Source organism: Erwinia sp. MYb416, assembly GCF_037479575.1.
Classification (GTDB): Bacteria; Pseudomonadota; Gammaproteobacteria; order Enterobacterales; family Enterobacteriaceae; genus Erwinia; species Erwinia rhapontici.
This window is the reverse complement of record NZ_JBBGYT010000439.1, coordinates 902,064-921,027: the sequence shown is the minus strand read 5'-3', so window position 1 is coordinate 921,027 and position 18,964 is coordinate 902,064. Positions and strand designations below refer to the sequence as shown.

The following is an 18,964-nucleotide window of genomic DNA, read 5'->3' as shown; positions in this document are numbered from 1 at the left end:
CTTGGGCGCATGAATATGCACCCTGAAGCCGATCAGATCGGCAGGGAGAGGGAAATCTTGATAAAAAATTGTGACGAAAATCGCATTATTACGTGTGGGAATGTAAATGAACAGGATGCCCGTGCCTGACAGGGGGTTGATACCCCCTGATAATCGAGCTTACTCGGAAGGTAAGTGCGGAACCCAGTCAATGGGGGTTTCGCCGTGCTCACTGAGCCACTGATTGGTTTTCGAAAAATGGGCAGAGCCGAAGAAACCGCGATGCGCAGAGAGCGGGGAAGGGTGGGGGGCTTGTAGTACGTGATGGCGGTTACGGTCAATAATCGCGCCCTTTTTCTGCGCGTGAGAGCCCCACAGCAGAAATATCACGCCCTCACGATGCTGATTAATGGCCGCAATCACATTATCCGTAAAGGTTTCCCAGCCGAATTTAGCATGTGAATGTGCCTGGCCCGCTTCCACGGTTAGTACGGTGTTGAGCAGCATCACGCCCTGACGTGCCCAGCTTTCGAGAAAGCCGTGTTTTGGTCGCTCAAAACCAGGAATATCCGTGACCAGTTCTTTATACATATTCACCAGTGAAGGGGGTACCGCAACACCAGGCAGAACGGAGAACGCCAGCCCATGTGCCTGATTCGGACCGTGGTAGGGGTCCTGACCTAAAATCACCACTTTCACTTCGCCCAGTTCAGTGAGACGAAATGCGTTAAAAACGTCTTTTTGCGGTGGATAGACGGTCTTACCGGCTGCGCGCTCTGCCGCGACTTTTGCCAGTGTTTCCCTGAAATAAGGCTTCTCTTTTTCCTCGGCCAGCACGTCGTGCCAGGTCATGGTATTGACCATTACCGTCTCCTTCTCATCATCAAAGTGCGTAGCTTATCGCGCTTTGCCACAAGGTAATACTTAAAATAAAGTTGAAAATTTGCAAAAAAAGAAGAATTTTTTGATTTGATAAAATTGATATAAAACAGAAAGTTGCTGTTTTCAGGCTTTAAATTCCTCCTCGCAGGTTGATTTGTATCAAGGAGACACCATTCTGGTGCTGGTATACAGATCCCAGAAGATCACGGTTTTTTTCATCAACCTGGCGCTGGAAATGAGAGCAGCGCCGTATTGCCTGGGAGGCGACTCACATGATTACCGGAATTCAAATTACTCAAGCATCCAACAGTGCATTACTGAATTCATTCTGGCTGCTGGACAGTGATAAAGCGGAAGCGCGTTGCGTTTGTGCCAAAGCAGGTTATAGCGAAGATCAGATCGTGCCAGTCAGCGAGCTTGGCCAGATCGAATATCGTGAAATTCCACTGGAAATGAAACCGCAGGTGCGCGTGGAAGGCGGCCAGCATCTGAACGTGAACGTCCTGAGCCGTGAAACGCTGGAAGAAGCCGTAAAAAACCCGGAAAAATACCCACAGCTGACTATCCGTGTTTCGGGCTATGCCGTGCGTTTTAACTCATTGACGCCAGAACAGCAGCGAGATGTGATTACCCGTACCTTTACTGAAAGCCTGTAAGCCTGAACGGGGTACGATAAAAGGGCCGGGGGTGAAAAATACACCTTCGGTCCTTTTTTATTAACATCATGATTACATTGTGCAGAATCTGTTTTTAACAGGCCGGGGGTGTAACGAAAATTATTCATTTGTATTAGAACGTGAGTTTTCTTGCTCTGCCCCCTGTTTCTGTCAATTTCAGGCAATAAAAAACCGCCCCAATAAGGCGGTTTTTTGTCATGCAGTGTGATTATTCAGCACTGTCAGTTTTTGCTGCTGTTGGCTTACGACGTTTACCCACATTTTTGGCATCGCGATGACGCTCTTTAACGCGCGGCTTCTCTTCCTGCTTCTCTTTATCTTTTAACTGCTTGCGCTTGGCTAACACTTTCTTCGAGGGTTTGCCTTGCAGCTTTTCGCTGGGTGCGCGCGTGACCGGGCGCAGTTCATCAACGGTGCGCGCTTTCAGCGGCTCCTTGATGTAACGAATGATTCTGCCCAGCAGCATGTTGTCGTGCGCTTCAACCAGTGAAATAGCGATACCTTTTTTGCCTGCACGGCCGGTACGGCCAATGCGGTGCAGGTAGGTGTCGGCGGTCACTGGCATATCGAAGTTAAACACGTGGCTGACATCGTCGATGTCGATGCCGCGTGCAGCAATATCGGTTGCGACCAGGACGTTTACACGACCTTCAGCCACACGTTTAATCGCTTCGTTGCGCTTCGCCTGAACCAGTTCCCCTTCCAGATAGCTGGTGTTAATGCCTGCTTCACGCAGCCAGCCACACAGCTCGTGCACACGCTCACGTTTACGCACGAAGACCACTGAACGGGTCACTTCCGGCTGTTTCATCAGGTGGATCAGCAGCGCAGTTTTGTGTTTGATATCATCCGCGCGGTAGTACCACTGCTGGATTTTCTTACGCTCACGGCGCGCCGGGTCGGCTTCAATTTCAATCGGCTCGTTCAGAATGCGCTCGGCGAAATCTTTGATCGCTTCGCCTTCCAGCGTGGCGGAGAACAGCAAAGTCTGCTTACGCCAGCGGGTTTCAGCCGCAATGGTTTCGATATCCTGAGCAAAGCCCATATCCAGCATGCGGTCGGCTTCATCGAGAACCAGCGTTTCAACTGCACGGCAGTCAAAATTCTCTTCTTTAATGTATTGCAGCAGACGCCCGGTAGTCGCTACCACGATGTCCTGGTTTTCACTGAACACTTCGGCATGGTTCATAAACGCAACGCCACCCGTGATAGTGGCAATATCCAGATGCGTATGTTTGGCCATTTCACGCGCCTGGTCTGCAACCTGCATCGCCAGTTCGCGCGTTGGGGTCAGGATTAAAATGCGTGGCGGGCCAGACTTCTTACGCGGGAAGTCGAGCAGATGCTGTAATGCGGGCAGCAGGTAGGCCGCAGTCTTGCCTGTACCGGTTGGTGCCGAACCCAGAACGTCGCGACCCTCCAGTGCTGCCGGAATAGCTTCTGCCTGTATGGCAGTAGGACGCGTGTAGCCTTTCTCCTGCAGGGCTTGCAGTAGGCTCTCGTCTAGTTCGAGTTCGGAAAAAGTGGTTACAGTCATGGTCTACCTCAGTTTGGGGCGCTGATTATAGACAGATTGAACACGATCTTCATCTGTTTGTGTGGAGTTAATGACTTTTCCTTCGTCACAGTTTGTCCTATGCTAGCGCCGTTTCCCTTTCAGGTCAGTCAAATGTCACAACAGAAAGCCATTCTCCGCGCCAACGGATTCACCTTCAAACAGTTTTTTGTCGCCCACGATCGCTGTGCCATGAAAGTCGGCACCGATGGTGTGCTGCTCGGTGCATGGGCCCCTGTCGCGAATGTACAGCGAGTGCTGGATATCGGCACGGGCAGCGGCTTGATCGCGTTGATGATGGCGCAGAGAACGGCAGAGTCCGTGAACATTGATGCCGTTGAACTGGATGAAATGGCGGCCGCGCAGGCGCAGGAAAATGTGGCGGCCTCGCCCTGGTCGGGAAGAGTGCATGTGCACCAGGCCGATATTGTCGAATGGTCTCAGCGCTGCGATCAGCGTTATTCGCTTATCGTCAGTAACCCCCCTTATTTTTCACCGGGGTCGGAATGTGCATCGCCTGAGCGGGCTTCGGCGCGCTATACCACCGATCTGACGCATGATGTGCTGTTGGTGTGCGCGGAAAACTTGATCGCGGAAGAGGGCTTTTTCTGTGTGATCCTGCCGGAGTCGGCGGGAAGTAAGTTGGTTGAGTTGGCTTTACAGCGCGGCTGGCATCTGCGTTTTCGCACTGATGTTGCCGATAATGATACCCGGCCGCCCAATCGGGTGCTGCTGGCGTTATCACCCAAGCCGGGCGAGCAATTACTGGATCGCATGACGATACGCGGGCCGGACCATCAGTATTCCGATGCTCACTGCAGCCTGACCCGCGATTTCTATCTGTTCCGCTAATCAGGGCGCCAGAATCGTTGGTAACGCCTCGCCCAGGGCTTCCGGATAGTCGAGGGTGTAATGCAGGCCCCGGCTCTCTTTACGTGCCATTGCACAGCGTACCATCAGCTCAGCGACCTGCACCAGGTTACGCAGCTCCAGCAGGTTGTTGGAAATGCGAAAATGGGCGTAATACTCGTCAATTTCCTGTTGTAGCGTCGTGATGCGGCGCAGCGCGCGCTCCAGCCGTTTCGTGGTGCGTACAATCCCCATGTAGTCCCACATAAATAACCGCAGTTCATGCCAGTTGTGCTGGATGACCACGCGCTCATCGGAATCATCCACGCGGCTTTCATCCCACGCGGGCAGGCCCTCGACCCTCTCAACAGCAGGCAGGCGCTGATTGATGTCTTCTGCCGCAGACCAACCGTACACCAGGCACTCCAGCAGCGAGTTCGATGCCAGGCGGTTGGCGCCATGCAGCCCGGTATAACTGACCTCTCCAATAGCATAAAGTCCGTTAAGGTCGGTACGCCCTTGCTGGTCGACCATGACACCGCCGCAGGTGTAGTGCGCTGCCGGAACAATCGGGATCGGCTGTGTGGTGAGATCAATGCCCAGTGTCAGCAGTTTCTCGTAGATCATCGGGAAGTGCGCGCGCACGAACTCCGGCGGCTGGTGGCTGATATCCAGGTACATGCAGTCAGCGCCAAGGCGTTTCATTTCGTGGTCAATGGCGCGTGCCACAATATCGCGTGGCGCCAGTTCGCCTCGTTCATCGAAGTCGGGCATAAATCGGCTGCCATCCGGGCGTTTTAACACCGCGCCTTCTCCACGCAGTGCCTCGGTCAGCAAGAAGTTACGTGCATCCGGGTGGAACAGGCAGGTCGGATGGAACTGGTTGAATTCGAGATTAGCGACCCGACAGCCCGCGCGCCATGCCATCGCAATACCGTCCCCGGAGGCCACATCTGGGTTGGTGGTGTACTGATAGACTTTTGCTGCCCCCCCGGTGGCCAGTACCACGGCACGTGCACGGCAGGTTTCTACGGCTTCTCGTTGACGGTTCCAGATGTAAGCGCCCACCACGCGGCGCTCGCCAGGCAGGCCGATTTTATCGGAGACGATCAGGTCAACAGCATTACCGCGCTCAATCAGGGTAATGTTTGGGTGACTTAACGCCTGGCTGACCAGCGTGTTTTCCACGGCTTTCCCGGTGGCATCTGCGCTGTGCAGAATGCGACGATGGCTGTGACCGCCTTCACGCGTCAGGTGATAGCGTTCTTCGCTGTCCACCGGGGTTTCTTTATCGAACAGCATGCCGTTATCAATCAACCACTGCACACAATGGCGTGCATTACTGGCGATAAACGAGACGGCCTCGCGATCGCACAGGCCGCCCCCTGCAATCAGCGTATCTTCAACGTGCGACTCAATGCTGTCTGTTTCATCAAACACGGCGGCAATCCCGCCCTGGGCATAAAACGTTGAGCCTTCACTGACCGGACCTTTACTCAGTACGGTGACCTGATGTTTCTCTGCCAGGCGTAATGCCAGTGATAAGCCCGCCGCGCCACTACCAATAATCAACACATCACAGCTGTAATCGGAAGAAAGAGTCATGTTGTTTAATTTACTAAACAGATTGTTTGTTGAGCATAGCACTCACTTATCCAGGCAAAAAGGCTTTTTATTGGCCCCTCTCCACAGTGGGAGCTAAATCAAAAATTGAACAAGCCTCACGGCGTTGGTGACATCACGTAAATGCACCAGGCAGGCTTTACTCTGGCGAACTGTCACGTGTTGACGTGATTATAAGGTGAAAAAACTGGCTTCTTGCGTTACTCTGCGGGCGTCATCAGGCTCCTGAGCGATGATGTTCCGGGAGTGAGAGAGAGGCAGTGGCCCACAGGTCAGCGAGAATGCATAAAAACGCGTGCTGGTTTGTCGATGTCCCCTGATGGCACAACAAATATAATGGCGTAATGGAACTTTTCCGATGAATGCGACTCAGACTGGATGCTTGTTCATAATGATTGAGTTATTGCTGGAAGTGCGATTACGCGTGGAGACAAGTTTGGGGAGATCTTACCTCGGATGAGCGAGCAGCTAACGGATCAGGTCCTCGTTGAACGAGTGCAGAAGGGAGATCAGAAGTCATTTAACTTACTGGTAGTTCGCTATCAGCATAAAGTGGCCAGTCTGGTTTCCCGCTATGTGCCGTCAGGGGATGTGCCTGATGTAGTGCAAGAGTCGTTTATTAAAGCCTATCGTGCGCTGGAATCTTTTCGGGGCGACAGTGCTTTTTATACCTGGCTCTACCGGATTGCCGTCAATACGGCCAAAAATTACCTGGTTGCTCAGGGACGTCGTCCACCATCGAGCGATGTGGACGCTATCGACGCCGAGAATTTTGAAAGTGCGGGAGCGCTGAAAGAAATTTCGAACCCTGAGAACTTAATGTTGTCGGAAGAATTGAGACAGATAGTTTTTCGTACCATCGAGATGTTACCCGAAGACTTGCGTATGGCAATCACCTTACGTGAACTCGATGGCCTGAGCTACGAAGAGATAGCTGTGATCATGGATTGCCCGGTCGGTACGGTTCGTTCACGTATTTTCCGCGCCCGTGAAGCTATTGATAATAAAATTCAACCGCTTATCCAACGCTAGCGATAGCGACACAGGAAGGGTATTGAGGCATGCAGAAAGAACAACTTTCCGCTCTTATGGACGGTGAAACGCTGGACAATGAATTGATGTCTGCGTTGTCTAAAGACGTTGTGCTGCAAAAAGACTGGGAAAGCTATCATCTGATTCGCGACACACTGCGCGGCGATGTCCCACAACTGCTTGATTTTGATATTTCTGCCCGTGTGATGGCAGCGATTGAGAATGAGCCAGCAAAAAATATTACGCATCTGATTCCGGAAGAACAGCCTGTGCCGGCACAGGTCGCAGCCATGCCATTTTGGGCGAAACTGCGTCCATGGGCGGCTCAGATTACTCAGGTGGGCCTGGCTGCCTGCGTTTCACTGGCGGTGATCGTCGGTGTGCAGCAGTACAACAAACCGGCTGATGTCCAGTCCCCAGATTCTCCGGTATTCAATACGTTGCCGATGATGGGGCAAGCCTCTCCGGTCAGCCTCGGTGTGCCAGCGGACAACGCCAGTACGCAGCTTAATGCGAATCAGCAGGTGCAGGATCAACGTCGCCGCGTTAACGCGCTATTGCAGGATTACGAACTGCAACGTCGTCTGCATGCTGAGCAGTTACAGTTTGAGCAAAGCCCTGATCAACAGGCTGCTGCTCAGGTTCCAGGTACTCAGTCGTTAGGAATGCAACCGCAGCAATGAAGCCGTTTTGGTGCGCCGCCAGTTTTATCGCTGGCTGCCTGATTTACTCCTCTGTCGCCCCGGCCGCGTCAACGCCCTCCGGGGCGTTGTTACATCAGATGGAACAGGCCAGTCAGTCTCTCAGCTATGAACTCGCCTATATCAACGTATCGCGACTGGGCATCGAGTCACTACGCTACCGTCATTCCATCATCAATAACAAAAGCTATGCGCAGTTGCTTCAGATGGATGGCCCGCGCCGCGAGATTATCCAGCGTGGCAATGAGGTCAGCTATTTTGAATCGGGCCTTGAGCCGTTCACCATGACGGGGGATCATATTGTCGATTCGCTGCCTGCGCTGGTGTATGCCGATTTCGACCGTCTGGCTGAAACCTACGATTTTGTTTCCGTTGGACGCACGCGTATTGCCGATCAGCTGTGTGAAGTGATTCGCATCGTCCCTCGTGATGGCACTCGTTACAGTTATATCGTCTGGTTGGACAGCGAAACGAAACTGCCTTTGCGGGTTGATCTCCTCGATCGTGATGGCGAGACACTCGAACAGTATCGGGTGGTCAGTTTCGCGGTGGATGACGGCGTTCGCAATATCATGCAGGGGTTGGAAAGCGCCAAGCTTCCTCCGGTGTTATCTGTCCCTACGTCAAATGCCGTGACATTTAACTGGAAAGCGGGTTGGCTGCCAGCAGGGATGAAGGAAGTGGCGAAAAGCCGCCGTCAGCTTCCCTCACTTGACCGTCCGGTTGAAACCATCCTCTTTACTGATGGCCTGTTTAGCTTCTCCATTAACGTGACGCTTGCCGATAAAACCAGTTCGCCACAGCAATTGCGCACTGGTCGTCGTACGGTCCAAACTGAAGTGCGTAATAATGCGGAGATCACGGTAGTGGGTGAACTGCCACCGGCTACCGCTAAACGTATTGCTGATAGTGTCACTTTAGGGGCCGCGCCATGATGAGAGAATGGGCAACGGTAGTGTCGTGGCAGAATGGTATTGCCACGCTGCACTCCGAAATCAAAACATCCTGTAGCAGCTGCTCGGCACGCAAAGGCTGCGGCAGTCACATGCTGGATAAGCTCGGGCCGAAGAACGCGCATGTGATGAAAATCGCCAGTGCGCAGCCGCTTACCCCCGGCCAGCGTATCGAACTGGGCATTGCTGAAACCAGCCTGCTCAGCTCGGCGTTTCTGGTTTACATGACCCCGCTGATCGGGCTTTTTGTCTTGGCCGGTGTGTTTCAGATGTTGTTTCACAGCGATCTGGCGGCTGCCTGCGGTGCGCTGCTGGGCGGCGTGGGCGGGTTTATTATTGCAAAAGGTATCTCCGGAATATTGGGCCGTTCTGCCTCTTTCCAGCCGGTGATCCTCAGCGTGGCATTGCCACCTGACGCTATTCACGTCAGTACCGATGCCTGACCCGCGAAAAGACGGTTGGCTGTATTCCCTCGCCAACCGCCTTATTTCACCTCGTCATCTTCCCTGTTTCCCGTTCGATATGGTCATGCATGCGTTTTTGCCTGACCGTGAAGATTCCACCCCTTTGATATGTAGTGTAGAATGCTGCCTTTCGGGCCAGTGTTCGCCTGTGATATCACGCTCTCCTGACTTCGCATCGCGAGAGTTCCAGAATTTGTAAGGCAGAAAAATCTCAATAATGAAGCACATAAGAAACTTTTCTATCATCGCCCACATCGACCATGGCAAATCAACGCTTTCTGACCGTCTGATCCAGATTTGTGGTGGATTGTCTGAACGTGAAATGGCTGCGCAGGTTCTGGATTCTATGGATTTGGAACGCGAGCGCGGTATTACCATTAAAGCGCAAAGCGTTACCCTCGATTACCATTCGCCAGATGGTAAAACTTACCAGCTCAATTTTATCGACACCCCAGGTCACGTAGACTTCTCGTATGAAGTTTCACGCTCTCTGGCCGCCTGCGAAGGTGCATTGCTGGTGGTAGATGCCGGGCAAGGCGTAGAAGCCCAGACCCTGGCAAACTGCTACACCGCAATGGAAATGGAACTGGAAGTCGTACCTGTATTGAATAAGATCGATTTACCTGCTGCCGATCCCGATCGTGTTGCCCAGGAAATTGAAGACATCGTCGGCATTGATGCCACCGATGCCGTGCGCTGCTCGGCAAAAACGGGTATTGGTGTGCCTGACGTGCTTGAACGTCTGGTCCGTGATATCCCGCCACCACAGGGTGACCCGGATGGCCCGCTGCAGGCGTTGATTATTGACTCCTGGTTCGACAACTACCTTGGCGTCGTCTCTCTGGTGCGTATTAAAAACGGCACCATGCGCAAAGGCGAAAAAATTAAGGTGATGAGCACCGGTCAGACGTACAATGCTGACCGTCTGGGCATCTTCACCCCGAAACGCGTTGATACCGATGTCCTGAACTGCGGCGAAGTCGGCTGGTTGGTCTGTGCGATCAAAGACATCCTCGGCGCACCAGTAGGGGATACCCTGACGCTGGCTCGTCACCCGGCAGACAAAGCACTGCCTGGTTTCAAAAAGGTTAAACCTCAGGTTTATGCCGGTCTGTTCCCGATCAGCTCTGATGATTATGAAGCCTTCCGCGATGCGCTCGGTAAACTGAGCCTGAACGATGCGTCTCTGTTCTATGAACCAGAAAGCTCTACCGCGCTGGGCTTTGGTTTCCGCTGTGGCTTCCTTGGTTTGCTGCACATGGAGATCATCCAGGAACGTCTGGAGCGTGAATACGACCTTGAGCTGATCACTACCGCGCCGACGGTGGTTTATGAAGTCGTCACAACGGACAATCAGACCATTTACGTTGATAGCCCGGGCAAACTGCCACCGCTGAACAACATCGAAGAATTGCGTGAGCCGATTGCAGAGTGTCATATGCTGTTGCCGCAGGAGTTCCTCGGTAACGTGATCACGCTGTGTATTGAGAAGCGTGGCGTGCAGACCAACATGGTTTACCACGGTAATCAGGTTGCGCTGACGTATGAAATTCCGATGGCGGAAGTGGTGCTCGATTTCTTCGACCGTCTGAAATCCACCTCTCGCGGTTATGCGTCACTGGATTACAACTTCAAACGTTTCCAGGCATCGAACATGGTGCGCGTAGATGTGTTGATCAACTCCGAGCGCGTGGATGCGCTGGCGCTGATTACGCACAATGATAACGCGCCGTACCGTGGCCGTGATCTGGTTGAGAAGATGAAAGAATTAATCCCGCGTCAGCAGTTTGATATTGCGATTCAGGCGGCGATTGGTAACCACATTATCGCCCGTTCTACGGTTAAACAGTTGCGCAAAAACGTCCTTGCCAAATGTTATGGCGGTGACGTCAGCCGTAAGAAAAAGCTGCTGCAGAAACAGAAAGACGGTAAGAAACGCATGAAACAGGTCGGTAACGTTGAGTTACCGCAGGAAGCGTTCCTTGCCATCCTCCACGTGGGTAAAGACAGTAAATAAGCCCGGCTTCGGGCTTCGAGGGAACTGGAATGGCTAATATGTTCGCCCTGATTTTGGCGATAGCAACGCTGATTACCGGCATTGTCTGGTGTATCGACAAATATAAATGGGCACCGGCCCGGCGTGCGAAACGTGCTGCCGCGCAGGCACAAGGTATCGAAGCCACCAAGGCAGACAAACAGCCAGGTTGGGTAGAAACAACGGCTTCGGTTTTCCCGGTGCTGTTCGTGGTGTTTGTGGTGCGTTCGTTTATTTATGAGCCGTTCCAGATCCCGTCAGGTTCAATGATGCCGACGCTGTTAATCGGTGATTTTATCCTGGTGGAGAAATATGCCTACGGCATTAAAGATCCGATTACCCAGACGACGCTGATCGAAACGGGTCATCCGAAGCGTGGCGATATCGCGGTGTTCAAATACCCGAAAGATCCCAGCATGGATTACATCAAGCGTGTCATCGGGTTGCCGGGCGATCGGGTGACTTACGATCCGCTGAGCAAAACCGTGTCGATTCAGCAGACATCTACTGCGCTGCCCGTCACTTACTCGGATGTTGAAGAGAGTGACTTCATTCAGACCTTCAGCGGTTTCAGTGGTAATGAACTGGGCAACGGGTTCTTCCAGAAGCCGAAAGGTGAAACGATGCAGGGTGGCGTGCGTTTAGCCACCCGCAACGAGACGCTGGGGGATGTCACTCACCGTATTTTACTGATTGCACAGGCACCGAGCCAGCCAGGCTCTTACTACCAGCAGGCAGGTCAGCCGCAGTCCACCTGGGTCGTGCCTGAAGGCATGTACTTTATGATGGGCGATAACCGTGATAACAGTGCTGACAGCCGTTACTGGGGCTTTGTTCCTGAGCGTAATCTGGTGGGTAAAGCGACCGCAATCTGGATGAGCTTTGATAAGCAGGAAGGCCAATGGCCAACCGGCGTTCGCCTGAGTCGTATCGGCGGCATTCATTAATGATCGCCTGCGGGCGACATTAGCAAAGGGTGGTCTGCCAGGTTTGGCAGGCCACTGCACACGAAACAGATCGTGTTGGTGTTCAGGCTCAGCCCTGTTCCGTGTGCAGGATAATTGACGCATTAAGAAATTGGTAACGCATGAACCCCATCGTAATTAACAAGCTTCAACGAAAGCTGGGCTACACTTTTACCCATCAGGAATTGTTACAGCAGGCGCTGACTCACCGTAGTGCCAGCAGTAAACACAACGAAAGACTGGAATTCCTGGGCGACTCTATTCTGAGCTACGTGATTGCTAATGCCCTTTATCAGCGCTTCCCGCGCGTGGATGAAGGTGACATGAGCCGTATGCGTGCCACGCTGGTTCGCGGCAACACGCTGGCAGAGATGGCACGGGAATTTGACCTTGGCGAGTGTCTGCGCCTTGGGCCGGGTGAACTGAAAAGCGGCGGCTACCGCCGTGAATCGATTCTGGCTGACACCGTAGAAGCGCTGATTGGCGGGGTATTCCTCGACAGCGACATTCAGTCGGTGGAACAACTCATCCTGAGCTGGTACGCCAGCCGTCTTGATGAGATCAGCCCGGGCGATAAACAGAAGGATCCAAAAACGCGTCTGCAGGAGTTCTTGCAGGGTCGTCATCTGCCGTTACCATCCTATCTGGTGGTACAGGTGCGGGGCGAAGCGCACGATCAGGAATTTACTATTCACTGTCAGGTAAGCGGCATGGCAGAACCGGTTGTGGGAACCGGATCCAGCCGTCGCAAAGCTGAGCAGGCAGCAGCCGAACAGGCGCTGATTAAGCTGGGAATTGAATGAGCGAACAAACTACCCATTGCGGCTTTATTGCTATTGTAGGCCGTCCGAACGTTGGTAAATCTACCTTACTGAACCAGTTATTGGGGCAGAAGATTTCCATCACCTCGCGTAAGCCGCAAACCACGCGTCACCGCATTATGGGCATCCATACCGAAGGGGATTATCAGGCGATCTATGTCGATACCCCGGGCCTGCATATGGAAGAAAAACGGGCGATCAACCGCCTGATGAACCGTGCTGCCAGCAGCTCGATCGGTGATGTTGAAATTGTGATCTTCGTTGTTGAAGGGACCAAGTGGACTGCCGACGATGAGATGGTACTGAATAAGCTGAAAGACGGCAAAGTACCGGTGCTGTTAGCGATCAACAAGGTCGACAACCTCACAGACAAAAGTATTCTACTGCCACACCTGCAATTCCTGGGTCAGCAGATGAACTTTATGGATGTGGTGCCGATCTCAGCCGAAAAAGGCACTAATGTTGATACTATCGCCAGTATCGTCCGTAAGCGCCTGCCGGAAGCGGAACATCACTTCCCGGAAGACTACATCACCGATCGTTCCCAGCGCTTTATGGCGTCTGAAATTATCCGTGAAAAACTGATGCGCTTCCTCGGTGCCGAACTGCCGTACTCCGTCACGGTTGAGATCGAACAGTTCCTGACGAACGAGCGTGGTGGTCTGACGATCAATGGTCTGATTCTGGTCGAACGTGAAGGCCAAAAGAAGATGGTGATCGGTAACAAAGGCGCCAAAATAAAAGTCATCGGTACGGAAGCTCGCCGTGATATGGAAGAGATGTTTGAGGCGAAAGTTCACCTCGAACTGTGGGTGAAAGTGAAGTCCGGCTGGGCGGATGATGAACGCGCCTTACGCAGCCTGGGCTACACCGACGACCTCTGATACTGATGGATGGCTGGCAACGCGCATTTGTCCTGCATGGACGTCCCTGGAGCGAAACCAGCCTGCTGCTTGACCTGTTTTCTGAACAGCATGGCAGGGTACGGGTGCTGGCTAAAGGCGCCCGTTCCAAGCGCTCCAGTCTGAAGGGCGCGTTGCAACCCTTCACGCCGCTGCTGGTACGCTGGGGCGGCCGTGGCGAGGTGAAAACCCTGCGCGGCGCTGAACCTGTGTCGCTGGCGCTTCCTCTCAGCGGTACAACGCTCTACTGCGGCCTCTACGTCAATGAACTTCTTTCGCGCGTGCTGGAAGATGAAACCCCCTTTAGCGAGCTTTTCTTCGACTACCTGCACTGTATTCAGGCGCTGGCGGCTGACGCCGGGTCACCCGAACCTGCACTCAGGCGTTTTGAACTGGCTATGCTGGGTCATCTTGGTTATGGCGTCGATTTTCTTCACTGCGCAGGCAGCGGCGAAGAAGTCGCCGATGGCATGACGTACAGTTATCGTGAAGAGAAGGGGTTTATTGCCAGTCTTGTGGTCGGGCATCGCAGTTTTACCGGTCGCCATTTACGCGCACTGTATCTGCGCGAATTCCCGGATGCAGACACCCTGCGCGCAGCCAAACGTTTTACCCGCATTGCCCTTAAACCTTATCTGGGGGGCAAACCGCTAAAGAGCACGGAACTGTTTCGCCAGTTTTTGCCGAGAAAACGACCAGATGCAGCCCTTCCTGGTGATGAATAGCCACGGGTAATATCCCTGCGTGCCGTGAACGTTGTACACTCCCTAAAACCTTTCGCGATCTTCAGAGGACTATCATGGCAGAGCTGTTGTTGGGCGTTAATATCGATCATGTTGCTACCGTACGTAATGCACGTGGTACGCATTATCCGGATCCGGTACAGGCGGCATTTGTCTCTGAGCAGGCAGGAGCAGACGGTATTACCGTGCATCTGCGTGAAGACCGCCGTCATATCACCGATCGCGATGTGCGCATCCTGCGTCAGACCATCCAGACACGCATGAACCTGGAAATGGCCGTTACGGATGAAATGGTGGACATTGCCTGTGACATCCTGCCGCACTTCTGTTGTCTGGTCCCTGAGAAGCGCGAAGAAGTGACGACCGAAGGTGGGCTGGATGTGGCCGGACAGCAGGACAAAGTGACGGCGGCGGTAAAACGGCTGAATGATGCCGGCATCCTGGTGTCACTGTTTATCGATGCTGACCATCGCCAGATTGATGCCGCTGTTGCTGCCGGTGCACCTTATATCGAGATCCACACCGGTGCTTACGCTGAAGCCGAAGAAGGCACGGCACGCGATGCTGAGCTGGCGCGGATTGCTGAAGCTGCCACCTATGCCGCCGGGAAAGGCCTGAAGGTCAATGCCGGACACGGCCTGACGTACCACAACGTGCAACCGATCGCCGTTCTGCCAGAAATGCACGAGCTGAACATCGGGCATGCCATTATTGGGCGTGCTGTATTTAGCGGTCTGGCTGAGGCAGTGAAAGAGATGAAACTGCTGATGCGTGAAGCACGTCGTTAATGGCAATCCTGGGTCTGGGTACAGATATTGTCGAGATCGCCCGCATTGAAGGGGTGATCTCCCGGTCCGGCGACCGCCTGGCAAAGCGTGTGCTGAGTGATAATGAGTGGGCACAGTACCAGGCACACCAGCAGCCGGTGCGTTTTCTCGCCAAGCGTTTCGCGGTAAAAGAAGCGGCAGCCAAAGCCTTTGGCACCGGGATCCGTGGTGGCCTGGCGTTTAATCAGTTTGAAGTCTATAACGACGAGCTGGGTAAACCCGGACTGCGTTTTTTCCAGCATGCTGAAGAAGTGGCGAAGAAGCTGGGGGTGGCGCACGTGCACGTTACGCTGGCTGATGAACGACACTATGCCTGTGCGACGGTAATTATTGAGAGCTAGCCCGCAGGATGCAGCACCACGAACTTTTCCCACAGTCGGTCATGACTCTCGATATGCAGCGGATCAACGATAATCGTATGATCAATCGGGCACACCTGCTGGCAGGTGGGGGAGTCGTAATGGCCGATGCACTCCGTACAGCGATCGGTATCGATCTCATAGAATTCATCCCCCATTGAGATCGCTTCGTTAGGGCACTCCGGTTCACACATATCGCAATTGATACATTTTTTGGTGATCAGCAGTGCCATAATTCTCTCAAGTCATTAACAGGATAAAGTGCGCGGGTATTATACGCGCACTCCAGGCTCAAACCAGCTTTTTCACCAGCGCTTCACTGTGGCGAATATGACTGGAAGCACGTTCTGGATCGCGCTGAATCAGCGCCATAAACAGCAGGTCTGTCAGCGCCAACTGCGCAGTGGTTGACGAGATGGCGGCGCTGCGTGTTGTCTGCTCTTCTGCAACGGTATACAGACAGTGGCTGGCCGACTGTTGCAGTGTATTCGGTGTAAAGCCTGTAAAGGCCAGCACGGTGGCACCAATGCGCTGTGCTTCCTGTGCTGCGAGGTTGATTTCGCGACGTTCACCGGTATAGGAGATAGCCAGTAGCACATCACCCACATCTAGTGCCTGCACGCTGGACAGCAGTGCATGCATATCCTGCTCGGCCACGGCACTGATGCCAATCTTCATTAGCTTCCAGGAAAAATCTTTCGCCACCAGACCTGAAGCACCAATCCCGACCAGCACAATACGCCTTGCCTGCTTCAGCAGACGCAATGTCTCCAGCAGCATCTCTTCACTGTTAATATCCAGCGTAGCGCGAATGGCAGAGCTTTTCTCGGTGAACAGTTTTTCGCCAACCACCTTCAGCGCATCATCGCTGAGAATATGGTTATGCACGGTAATCGCATCTTTCTCGGCCAGCGATTCACTCAGCGCCAGCTTCAGTGCAGGGAACCCTTTATAGCCGAGTTTTTGCGCAAATTTTACCACGCTTGACTGACTGACGCCTGATTCATCCGCCAGCTTTTGTGAACTCAGGTGGCGTGCCCGGTCAGGCTGCGACAGCAGGTAGTCAGCTAACCGACGTTCGTTCAGCGCCAGGCTAGGATAAAGCTGACGGATACGCAGCAATGAACTCATCATTTTTCCTCTTGCGAAATCAGGCCCATCATATTGAATTATCTGTAATGATAACATTCAGCAGGCTAAGTCTAACGCGACATTTAATGGTTTCCATGATTAAGAATGGGAAAATGTGTCGTCGCGTAGAATAAAATATTCATTTATTATAACTTAAGTGCGAATTAAAAATTCAAAAGGAGAAATAATGAATCTCGGTTCACTGGTATCAGAAACGCGTAACCCGGACACATTCGACCTCGACAATCTGTCAACGCTTGAGATGGTGTCTAAATTTAATCAGCAGGATGCGACCGTTGCTGCGGCCGTTGCCCTGACATTACCGCAGGTTGCAATGGCGGTGGATGCGGCCGCTGCTGCGCTCACCGCGGGCGGCCGCCTGATTTATATGGGGGCGGGCACCAGCGGCCGTCTCGGCGTGCTGGACGCATCCGAATGTCCTCCTACCTTTGGGGTGGCGCATGGCGTTATTGTGGGGCTGATTGCCGGTGGCCCTGGTGCGTTACTCAAGGCGGTGGAAGGAGCGGAAGATAACGAGCAGTTGGGCATCAGCGATTTACAGGCGCTGAATCTGACGGTGAACGACATGGTGGTGGGTATTGCCGCATCTGGCAGAACGCCTTACGTCATTGGCGCGTTGCGGTATGCCCGGCAGTTTGGCTGCCGCACTGCGGCGATCTCCTGTAACCCGGACTCACCGATCGCACACGAAGCAGAGATTGCTATTTCACCGGTTGTCGGGCCGGAGGCACTGACCGGTTCAACCCGCCTGAAGTCCGGCACTGCACAGAAGCTGGTGTTGAATATGCTCTCTACTGGCGCCATGGTGAAAATCGGTAAGGTGTACCAGAACCTGATGGTGGACATGCAGGCGACCAATATCAAACTGGTCGATCGTGCGCGGCGTATGGTGTGTGAGGCGACGGGCTGCGATGCAGAACAGGCCGAAACAGCCTTGCTGCAGGTGCACTACGAAGTTAAGACGGCCATTTTAATGATCCTGGCGGATCTCCCGGCCGAGCAGGCAAAGCAGCGGCTGACACAGCATAAAGGATTTTTACGCGCGGCACTTTCTAACGAATAACGGAAAAAGGATCCCTCATGGACAAATCCACCCGGCTGGCACAGGCGCTGTTACAGGGCATTGGCGGAGCTGCCAATATTGCCCGACTGGAAAACTGTATGACGCGGGTACGCGTTGAAGTCATTGATGAGAGCAAACTGGCGCTGGATAACCTGCGTCAGCTGGAGGGGATAAAAGGGTACGTGAAGCAGGGAAGTCAGCACCAGTTTATCGCAGGTCCCGGAGCGGCAGCAAAAGTGACGGACGCGATGCGCAACCTCATCTCACCCGCAGGCGTTATCGCGGCGGGCGACACTGTGCAGCAGAACAAGGCACAGGCGAAAGCGAAATATCGTGCGCCGCTGAGTGATGCATTACGTCAGTTGGCGAATGTGTTTATCCCGCTGATCCCGGCATTTATTGCCTCCGGTTTGATCACCGGGCTGATCAATATCATCAAACGTCCGGATATCGTGGGGAATATTGCTACGCAGTACCCTAATCTGATCGGTCTGGCCGCGATCTTCGGCAGTGCCGTTTTCACGATAATGAATATTCTGGTTGGGGTGAATACCGCCAAAGTTTTTGGCGGTTCCACCGCGCTGGGTGGCGTGATGGCGGGCATTCTCTCCAGCCCCGCACTGGCGCAGATCACGTTATTTGGTGAGCCGCTACAACCGGGGCGCGGTGGGGTAATAGCGGTTCTGCTGGTGGTGGTACTGATGTGCTGGATTGAAAAACGTCTGCGCCAGCGTCTGCCCGAATCGCTGGAGCTGATCCTCAACCCACTTCTGACTACACTTATTACTGCGTCACTGGCTATTGTACTGTTACAGCCTGTCGGTGGGATGATCTCTGATACGATTGCCCATGGGGCGACACTGGCGATCGACCGCGGTGGTGTGCTGGTCGGTGCCTTGTTGGCCGGAACCTTTCTGCCACTGGTGCTGACCGGTTTGCATCAGGGACTGGTGCCGATCCACGTTGAACTGGTTCAGGCGCACGGTGCGAATGCGCTGCTGCCGATCCTGGCCATGGCCGGGGTAGGGCAGATTGGCGCATCGCTGGCGGTACTACTCAAAACACGTAACGCAAGGCTGAAAAAACTGGTCAAAGGTGCACTGCCGGTAGGTATTCTTGGGATTGGCGAACCGTTGATTTTTGGTGTCACCCTGCCGCTGGGGCGCCCGTTTATTGCCGCCTGCCTCGGCGGCGCCGTTGGCGGAGCGGTCATTAGCTATGCTAAGGTCGCCACGTTGATTACGTTTGGCCTTTCCGGGCTGCCACTGGCACTGACGATTGTGGCCGGTAAGGTCATGATGTATCTGGCAGGCTGGTTGACCGCAGTTATCTGTGGTTTCCTGTTTGCCTGGTTTATGGGCTTCAATGACCCTGAGGAGTAA

At 53.6% G+C, this 18,964-nt stretch carries 20 protein-coding genes; 15 read left to right on the top strand and 5 right to left on the bottom strand.

Annotated elements, in window-relative coordinates:
- Window positions 1-159: 159 nt before the first annotated feature.
- Window positions 160-843 (bottom strand): uracil-DNA glycosylase, encoded by a 684-nt coding sequence (gene ung / locus WH277_RS22860; RefSeq protein ID WP_133845824.1) that lies wholly within the window; start codon window positions 841-843, stop codon window positions 160-162.
- A 290-nt stretch (window positions 844-1,133) separates the two neighbouring features.
- Here ung and grcA point away from each other — a divergent pair, with 290 nt between their 5' ends.
- Entirely contained in the window at window positions 1,134-1,517 is a 384-nt protein-coding gene (gene grcA, locus WH277_RS22855) for an autonomous glycyl radical cofactor GrcA (protein ID WP_133845825.1), read from the top strand.
- Window positions 1,518-1,746: 229 nt separating this feature from the next.
- Here grcA and srmB read toward each other — a convergent pair whose 3' ends face one another.
- Window positions 1,747-3,075 carry an ATP-dependent RNA helicase SrmB gene (gene srmB / locus WH277_RS22850; RefSeq protein WP_133845826.1) on the bottom strand — a complete coding sequence of 443 codons (1,329 nt, stop codon included), beginning with the start codon at window positions 3,073-3,075 and terminating at the stop codon, window positions 1,747-1,749.
- Between the two features lie 132 nt (window positions 3,076-3,207).
- Here srmB and trmN point away from each other — a divergent pair, with 132 nt between their 5' ends.
- Window positions 3,208-3,945: a tRNA(1)(Val) (adenine(37)-N(6))-methyltransferase TrmN gene (trmN, locus tag WH277_RS22845; RefSeq protein ID WP_133845827.1), complete on the top strand. Its 738-nt coding sequence runs from the start codon at window positions 3,208-3,210 to the stop codon at window positions 3,943-3,945.
- Here the strand turns inward: trmN and nadB are convergent, their stop codons facing one another.
- Complete coding sequence (gene nadB / locus WH277_RS22840) at window positions 3,946-5,547, bottom strand: L-aspartate oxidase (RefSeq protein ID WP_133845828.1); 1,602 nt, start codon at window positions 5,545-5,547, stop codon at window positions 3,946-3,948.
- 474 nt (window positions 5,548-6,021) lie between these two features.
- On the opposite strand from nadB, the gene rpoE reads away from it, so the two are divergent.
- The 11 genes from rpoE to acpS all read left to right on the top strand — a co-directional run bounded on the left by rpoE (window position 6,022) and on the right by acpS (window position 15,349).
- Window positions 6,022-6,597 carry an RNA polymerase sigma factor RpoE gene (gene rpoE / locus WH277_RS22835; protein WP_062744587.1) on the top strand — a complete coding sequence of 192 codons (576 nt, stop codon included), beginning with the start codon at window positions 6,022-6,024 and terminating at the stop codon, window positions 6,595-6,597.
- A gap of 29 nt (window positions 6,598-6,626) precedes the next feature.
- Window positions 6,627-7,280, top strand: a complete 654-nt coding sequence (gene rseA / locus WH277_RS22830; RefSeq protein WP_133845829.1) for an anti-sigma-E factor RseA — start codon at window positions 6,627-6,629, stop codon at window positions 7,278-7,280.
- Window positions 7,277-8,233 (top strand): sigma-E factor regulatory protein RseB, encoded by a 957-nt coding sequence (rseB, locus tag WH277_RS22825; RefSeq protein WP_133845830.1) that lies wholly within the window; start codon window positions 7,277-7,279, stop codon window positions 8,231-8,233. The genes rseA and rseB overlap by 4 nt, the downstream gene beginning before the upstream one ends.
- Window positions 8,230-8,694: a SoxR-reducing system protein RseC gene (gene rseC / locus WH277_RS22820; RefSeq protein ID WP_133845831.1), complete on the top strand. Its 465-nt coding sequence runs from the start codon at window positions 8,230-8,232 to the stop codon at window positions 8,692-8,694. Before rseB ends, rseC begins: the two co-directional genes overlap by 4 nt.
- A gap of 238 nt (window positions 8,695-8,932) precedes the next feature.
- Window positions 8,933-10,732, top strand: a complete 1,800-nt coding sequence (gene lepA, locus WH277_RS22815) for a translation elongation factor 4 (RefSeq protein ID WP_133845832.1) — start codon at window positions 8,933-8,935, stop codon at window positions 10,730-10,732.
- A gap of 29 nt (window positions 10,733-10,761) precedes the next feature.
- Entirely contained in the window at window positions 10,762-11,697 is a 936-nt protein-coding gene (gene lepB / locus WH277_RS22810; RefSeq protein WP_133845833.1) for a signal peptidase I, read from the top strand.
- A 140-nt stretch (window positions 11,698-11,837) separates the two neighbouring features.
- Window positions 11,838-12,518, top strand: a complete 681-nt coding sequence (rnc, locus tag WH277_RS22805) for a ribonuclease III (protein WP_133845834.1) — start codon at window positions 11,838-11,840, stop codon at window positions 12,516-12,518.
- Window positions 12,515-13,420 carry a GTPase Era gene (gene era, locus WH277_RS22800; protein ID WP_133845835.1) on the top strand — a complete coding sequence of 302 codons (906 nt, stop codon included), beginning with the start codon at window positions 12,515-12,517 and terminating at the stop codon, window positions 13,418-13,420. Before rnc ends, era begins: the two co-directional genes overlap by 4 nt.
- A gap of 5 nt (window positions 13,421-13,425) precedes the next feature.
- Window positions 13,426-14,163: a DNA repair protein RecO gene (gene recO, locus WH277_RS22795; protein WP_133845836.1), complete on the top strand. Its 738-nt coding sequence runs from the start codon at window positions 13,426-13,428 to the stop codon at window positions 14,161-14,163.
- A 74-nt stretch (window positions 14,164-14,237) separates the two neighbouring features.
- Complete coding sequence (gene pdxJ / locus WH277_RS22790; RefSeq protein ID WP_133845837.1) at window positions 14,238-14,969, top strand: pyridoxine 5'-phosphate synthase; 732 nt, start codon at window positions 14,238-14,240, stop codon at window positions 14,967-14,969.
- Entirely contained in the window at window positions 14,969-15,349 is a 381-nt protein-coding gene (gene acpS, locus WH277_RS22785) for a holo-ACP synthase (RefSeq protein ID WP_159338031.1), read from the top strand. The genes pdxJ and acpS overlap by 1 nt, the downstream gene beginning before the upstream one ends.
- On the opposite strand, the gene WH277_RS22780 is transcribed toward acpS, so the two are convergent.
- Entirely contained in the window at window positions 15,346-15,600 is a 255-nt protein-coding gene (locus WH277_RS22780; RefSeq protein ID WP_133845839.1) for a YfhL family 4Fe-4S dicluster ferredoxin, read from the bottom strand. The genes acpS and WH277_RS22780 overlap by 4 nt on opposite strands.
- A 58-nt stretch (window positions 15,601-15,658) precedes the next feature.
- Window positions 15,659-16,498 carry a MurR/RpiR family transcriptional regulator gene (locus WH277_RS22775; RefSeq protein ID WP_133845964.1) on the bottom strand — a complete coding sequence of 280 codons (840 nt, stop codon included), beginning with the start codon at window positions 16,496-16,498 and terminating at the stop codon, window positions 15,659-15,661.
- Between the two features lie 187 nt (window positions 16,499-16,685).
- Between WH277_RS22775 and murQ the strand changes: the two genes are divergently transcribed.
- Both murQ and WH277_RS22765 read left to right on the top strand, forming a co-directional pair.
- On the top strand, window positions 16,686-17,582 hold the full coding sequence (gene murQ, locus WH277_RS22770) for an N-acetylmuramic acid 6-phosphate etherase (protein ID WP_133845840.1): 897 nt from the start codon (window positions 16,686-16,688) through the stop codon (window positions 17,580-17,582).
- Between the two features lie 17 nt (window positions 17,583-17,599).
- A complete protein-coding gene (locus WH277_RS22765; RefSeq protein WP_133845841.1) occupies window positions 17,600-18,964 on the top strand; it encodes a PTS transporter subunit EIIC in 1,365 nt (454 codons plus the stop codon).

Coding starts and splice junctions, on each gene's coding strand:
- ung (WP_133845824.1), bottom strand. CDS start 843: ATGGTCAATACCATGACCTGGCACGACGTGCTGGCCGAGGAAAAAGAG.
- grcA (WP_133845825.1), top strand. CDS start 1,134: ATGATTACCGGAATTCAAATTACTCAAGCATCCAACAGTGCATTACTG.
- srmB (WP_133845826.1), bottom strand. CDS start 3,075: ATGACTGTAACCACTTTTTCCGAACTCGAACTAGACGAGAGCCTACTG.
- trmN (WP_133845827.1), top strand. CDS start 3,208: ATGTCACAACAGAAAGCCATTCTCCGCGCCAACGGATTCACCTTCAAA.
- nadB (WP_133845828.1), bottom strand. CDS start 5,547: ATGACTCTTTCTTCCGATTACAGCTGTGATGTGTTGATTATTGGTAGT.
- rpoE (WP_062744587.1), top strand. CDS start 6,022: ATGAGCGAGCAGCTAACGGATCAGGTCCTCGTTGAACGAGTGCAGAAG.
- rseA (WP_133845829.1), top strand. CDS start 6,627: ATGCAGAAAGAACAACTTTCCGCTCTTATGGACGGTGAAACGCTGGAC.
- rseB (WP_133845830.1), top strand. CDS start 7,277: ATGAAGCCGTTTTGGTGCGCCGCCAGTTTTATCGCTGGCTGCCTGATT.
- rseC (WP_133845831.1), top strand. CDS start 8,230: ATGATGAGAGAATGGGCAACGGTAGTGTCGTGGCAGAATGGTATTGCC.
- lepA (WP_133845832.1), top strand. CDS start 8,933: ATGAAGCACATAAGAAACTTTTCTATCATCGCCCACATCGACCATGGC.
- lepB (WP_133845833.1), top strand. CDS start 10,762: ATGGCTAATATGTTCGCCCTGATTTTGGCGATAGCAACGCTGATTACC.
- rnc (WP_133845834.1), top strand. CDS start 11,838: ATGAACCCCATCGTAATTAACAAGCTTCAACGAAAGCTGGGCTACACT.
- era (WP_133845835.1), top strand. CDS start 12,515: ATGAGCGAACAAACTACCCATTGCGGCTTTATTGCTATTGTAGGCCGT.
- recO (WP_133845836.1), top strand. CDS start 13,426: ATGGATGGCTGGCAACGCGCATTTGTCCTGCATGGACGTCCCTGGAGC.
- pdxJ (WP_133845837.1), top strand. CDS start 14,238: ATGGCAGAGCTGTTGTTGGGCGTTAATATCGATCATGTTGCTACCGTA.
- acpS (WP_159338031.1), top strand. CDS start 14,969: ATGGCAATCCTGGGTCTGGGTACAGATATTGTCGAGATCGCCCGCATT.
- WH277_RS22780 (WP_133845839.1), bottom strand. CDS start 15,600: ATGGCACTGCTGATCACCAAAAAATGTATCAATTGCGATATGTGTGAA.
- WH277_RS22775 (WP_133845964.1), bottom strand. CDS start 16,498: ATGAGTTCATTGCTGCGTATCCGTCAGCTTTATCCTAGCCTGGCGCTG.
- murQ (WP_133845840.1), top strand. CDS start 16,686: ATGAATCTCGGTTCACTGGTATCAGAAACGCGTAACCCGGACACATTC.
- WH277_RS22765 (WP_133845841.1), top strand. CDS start 17,600: ATGGACAAATCCACCCGGCTGGCACAGGCGCTGTTACAGGGCATTGGC.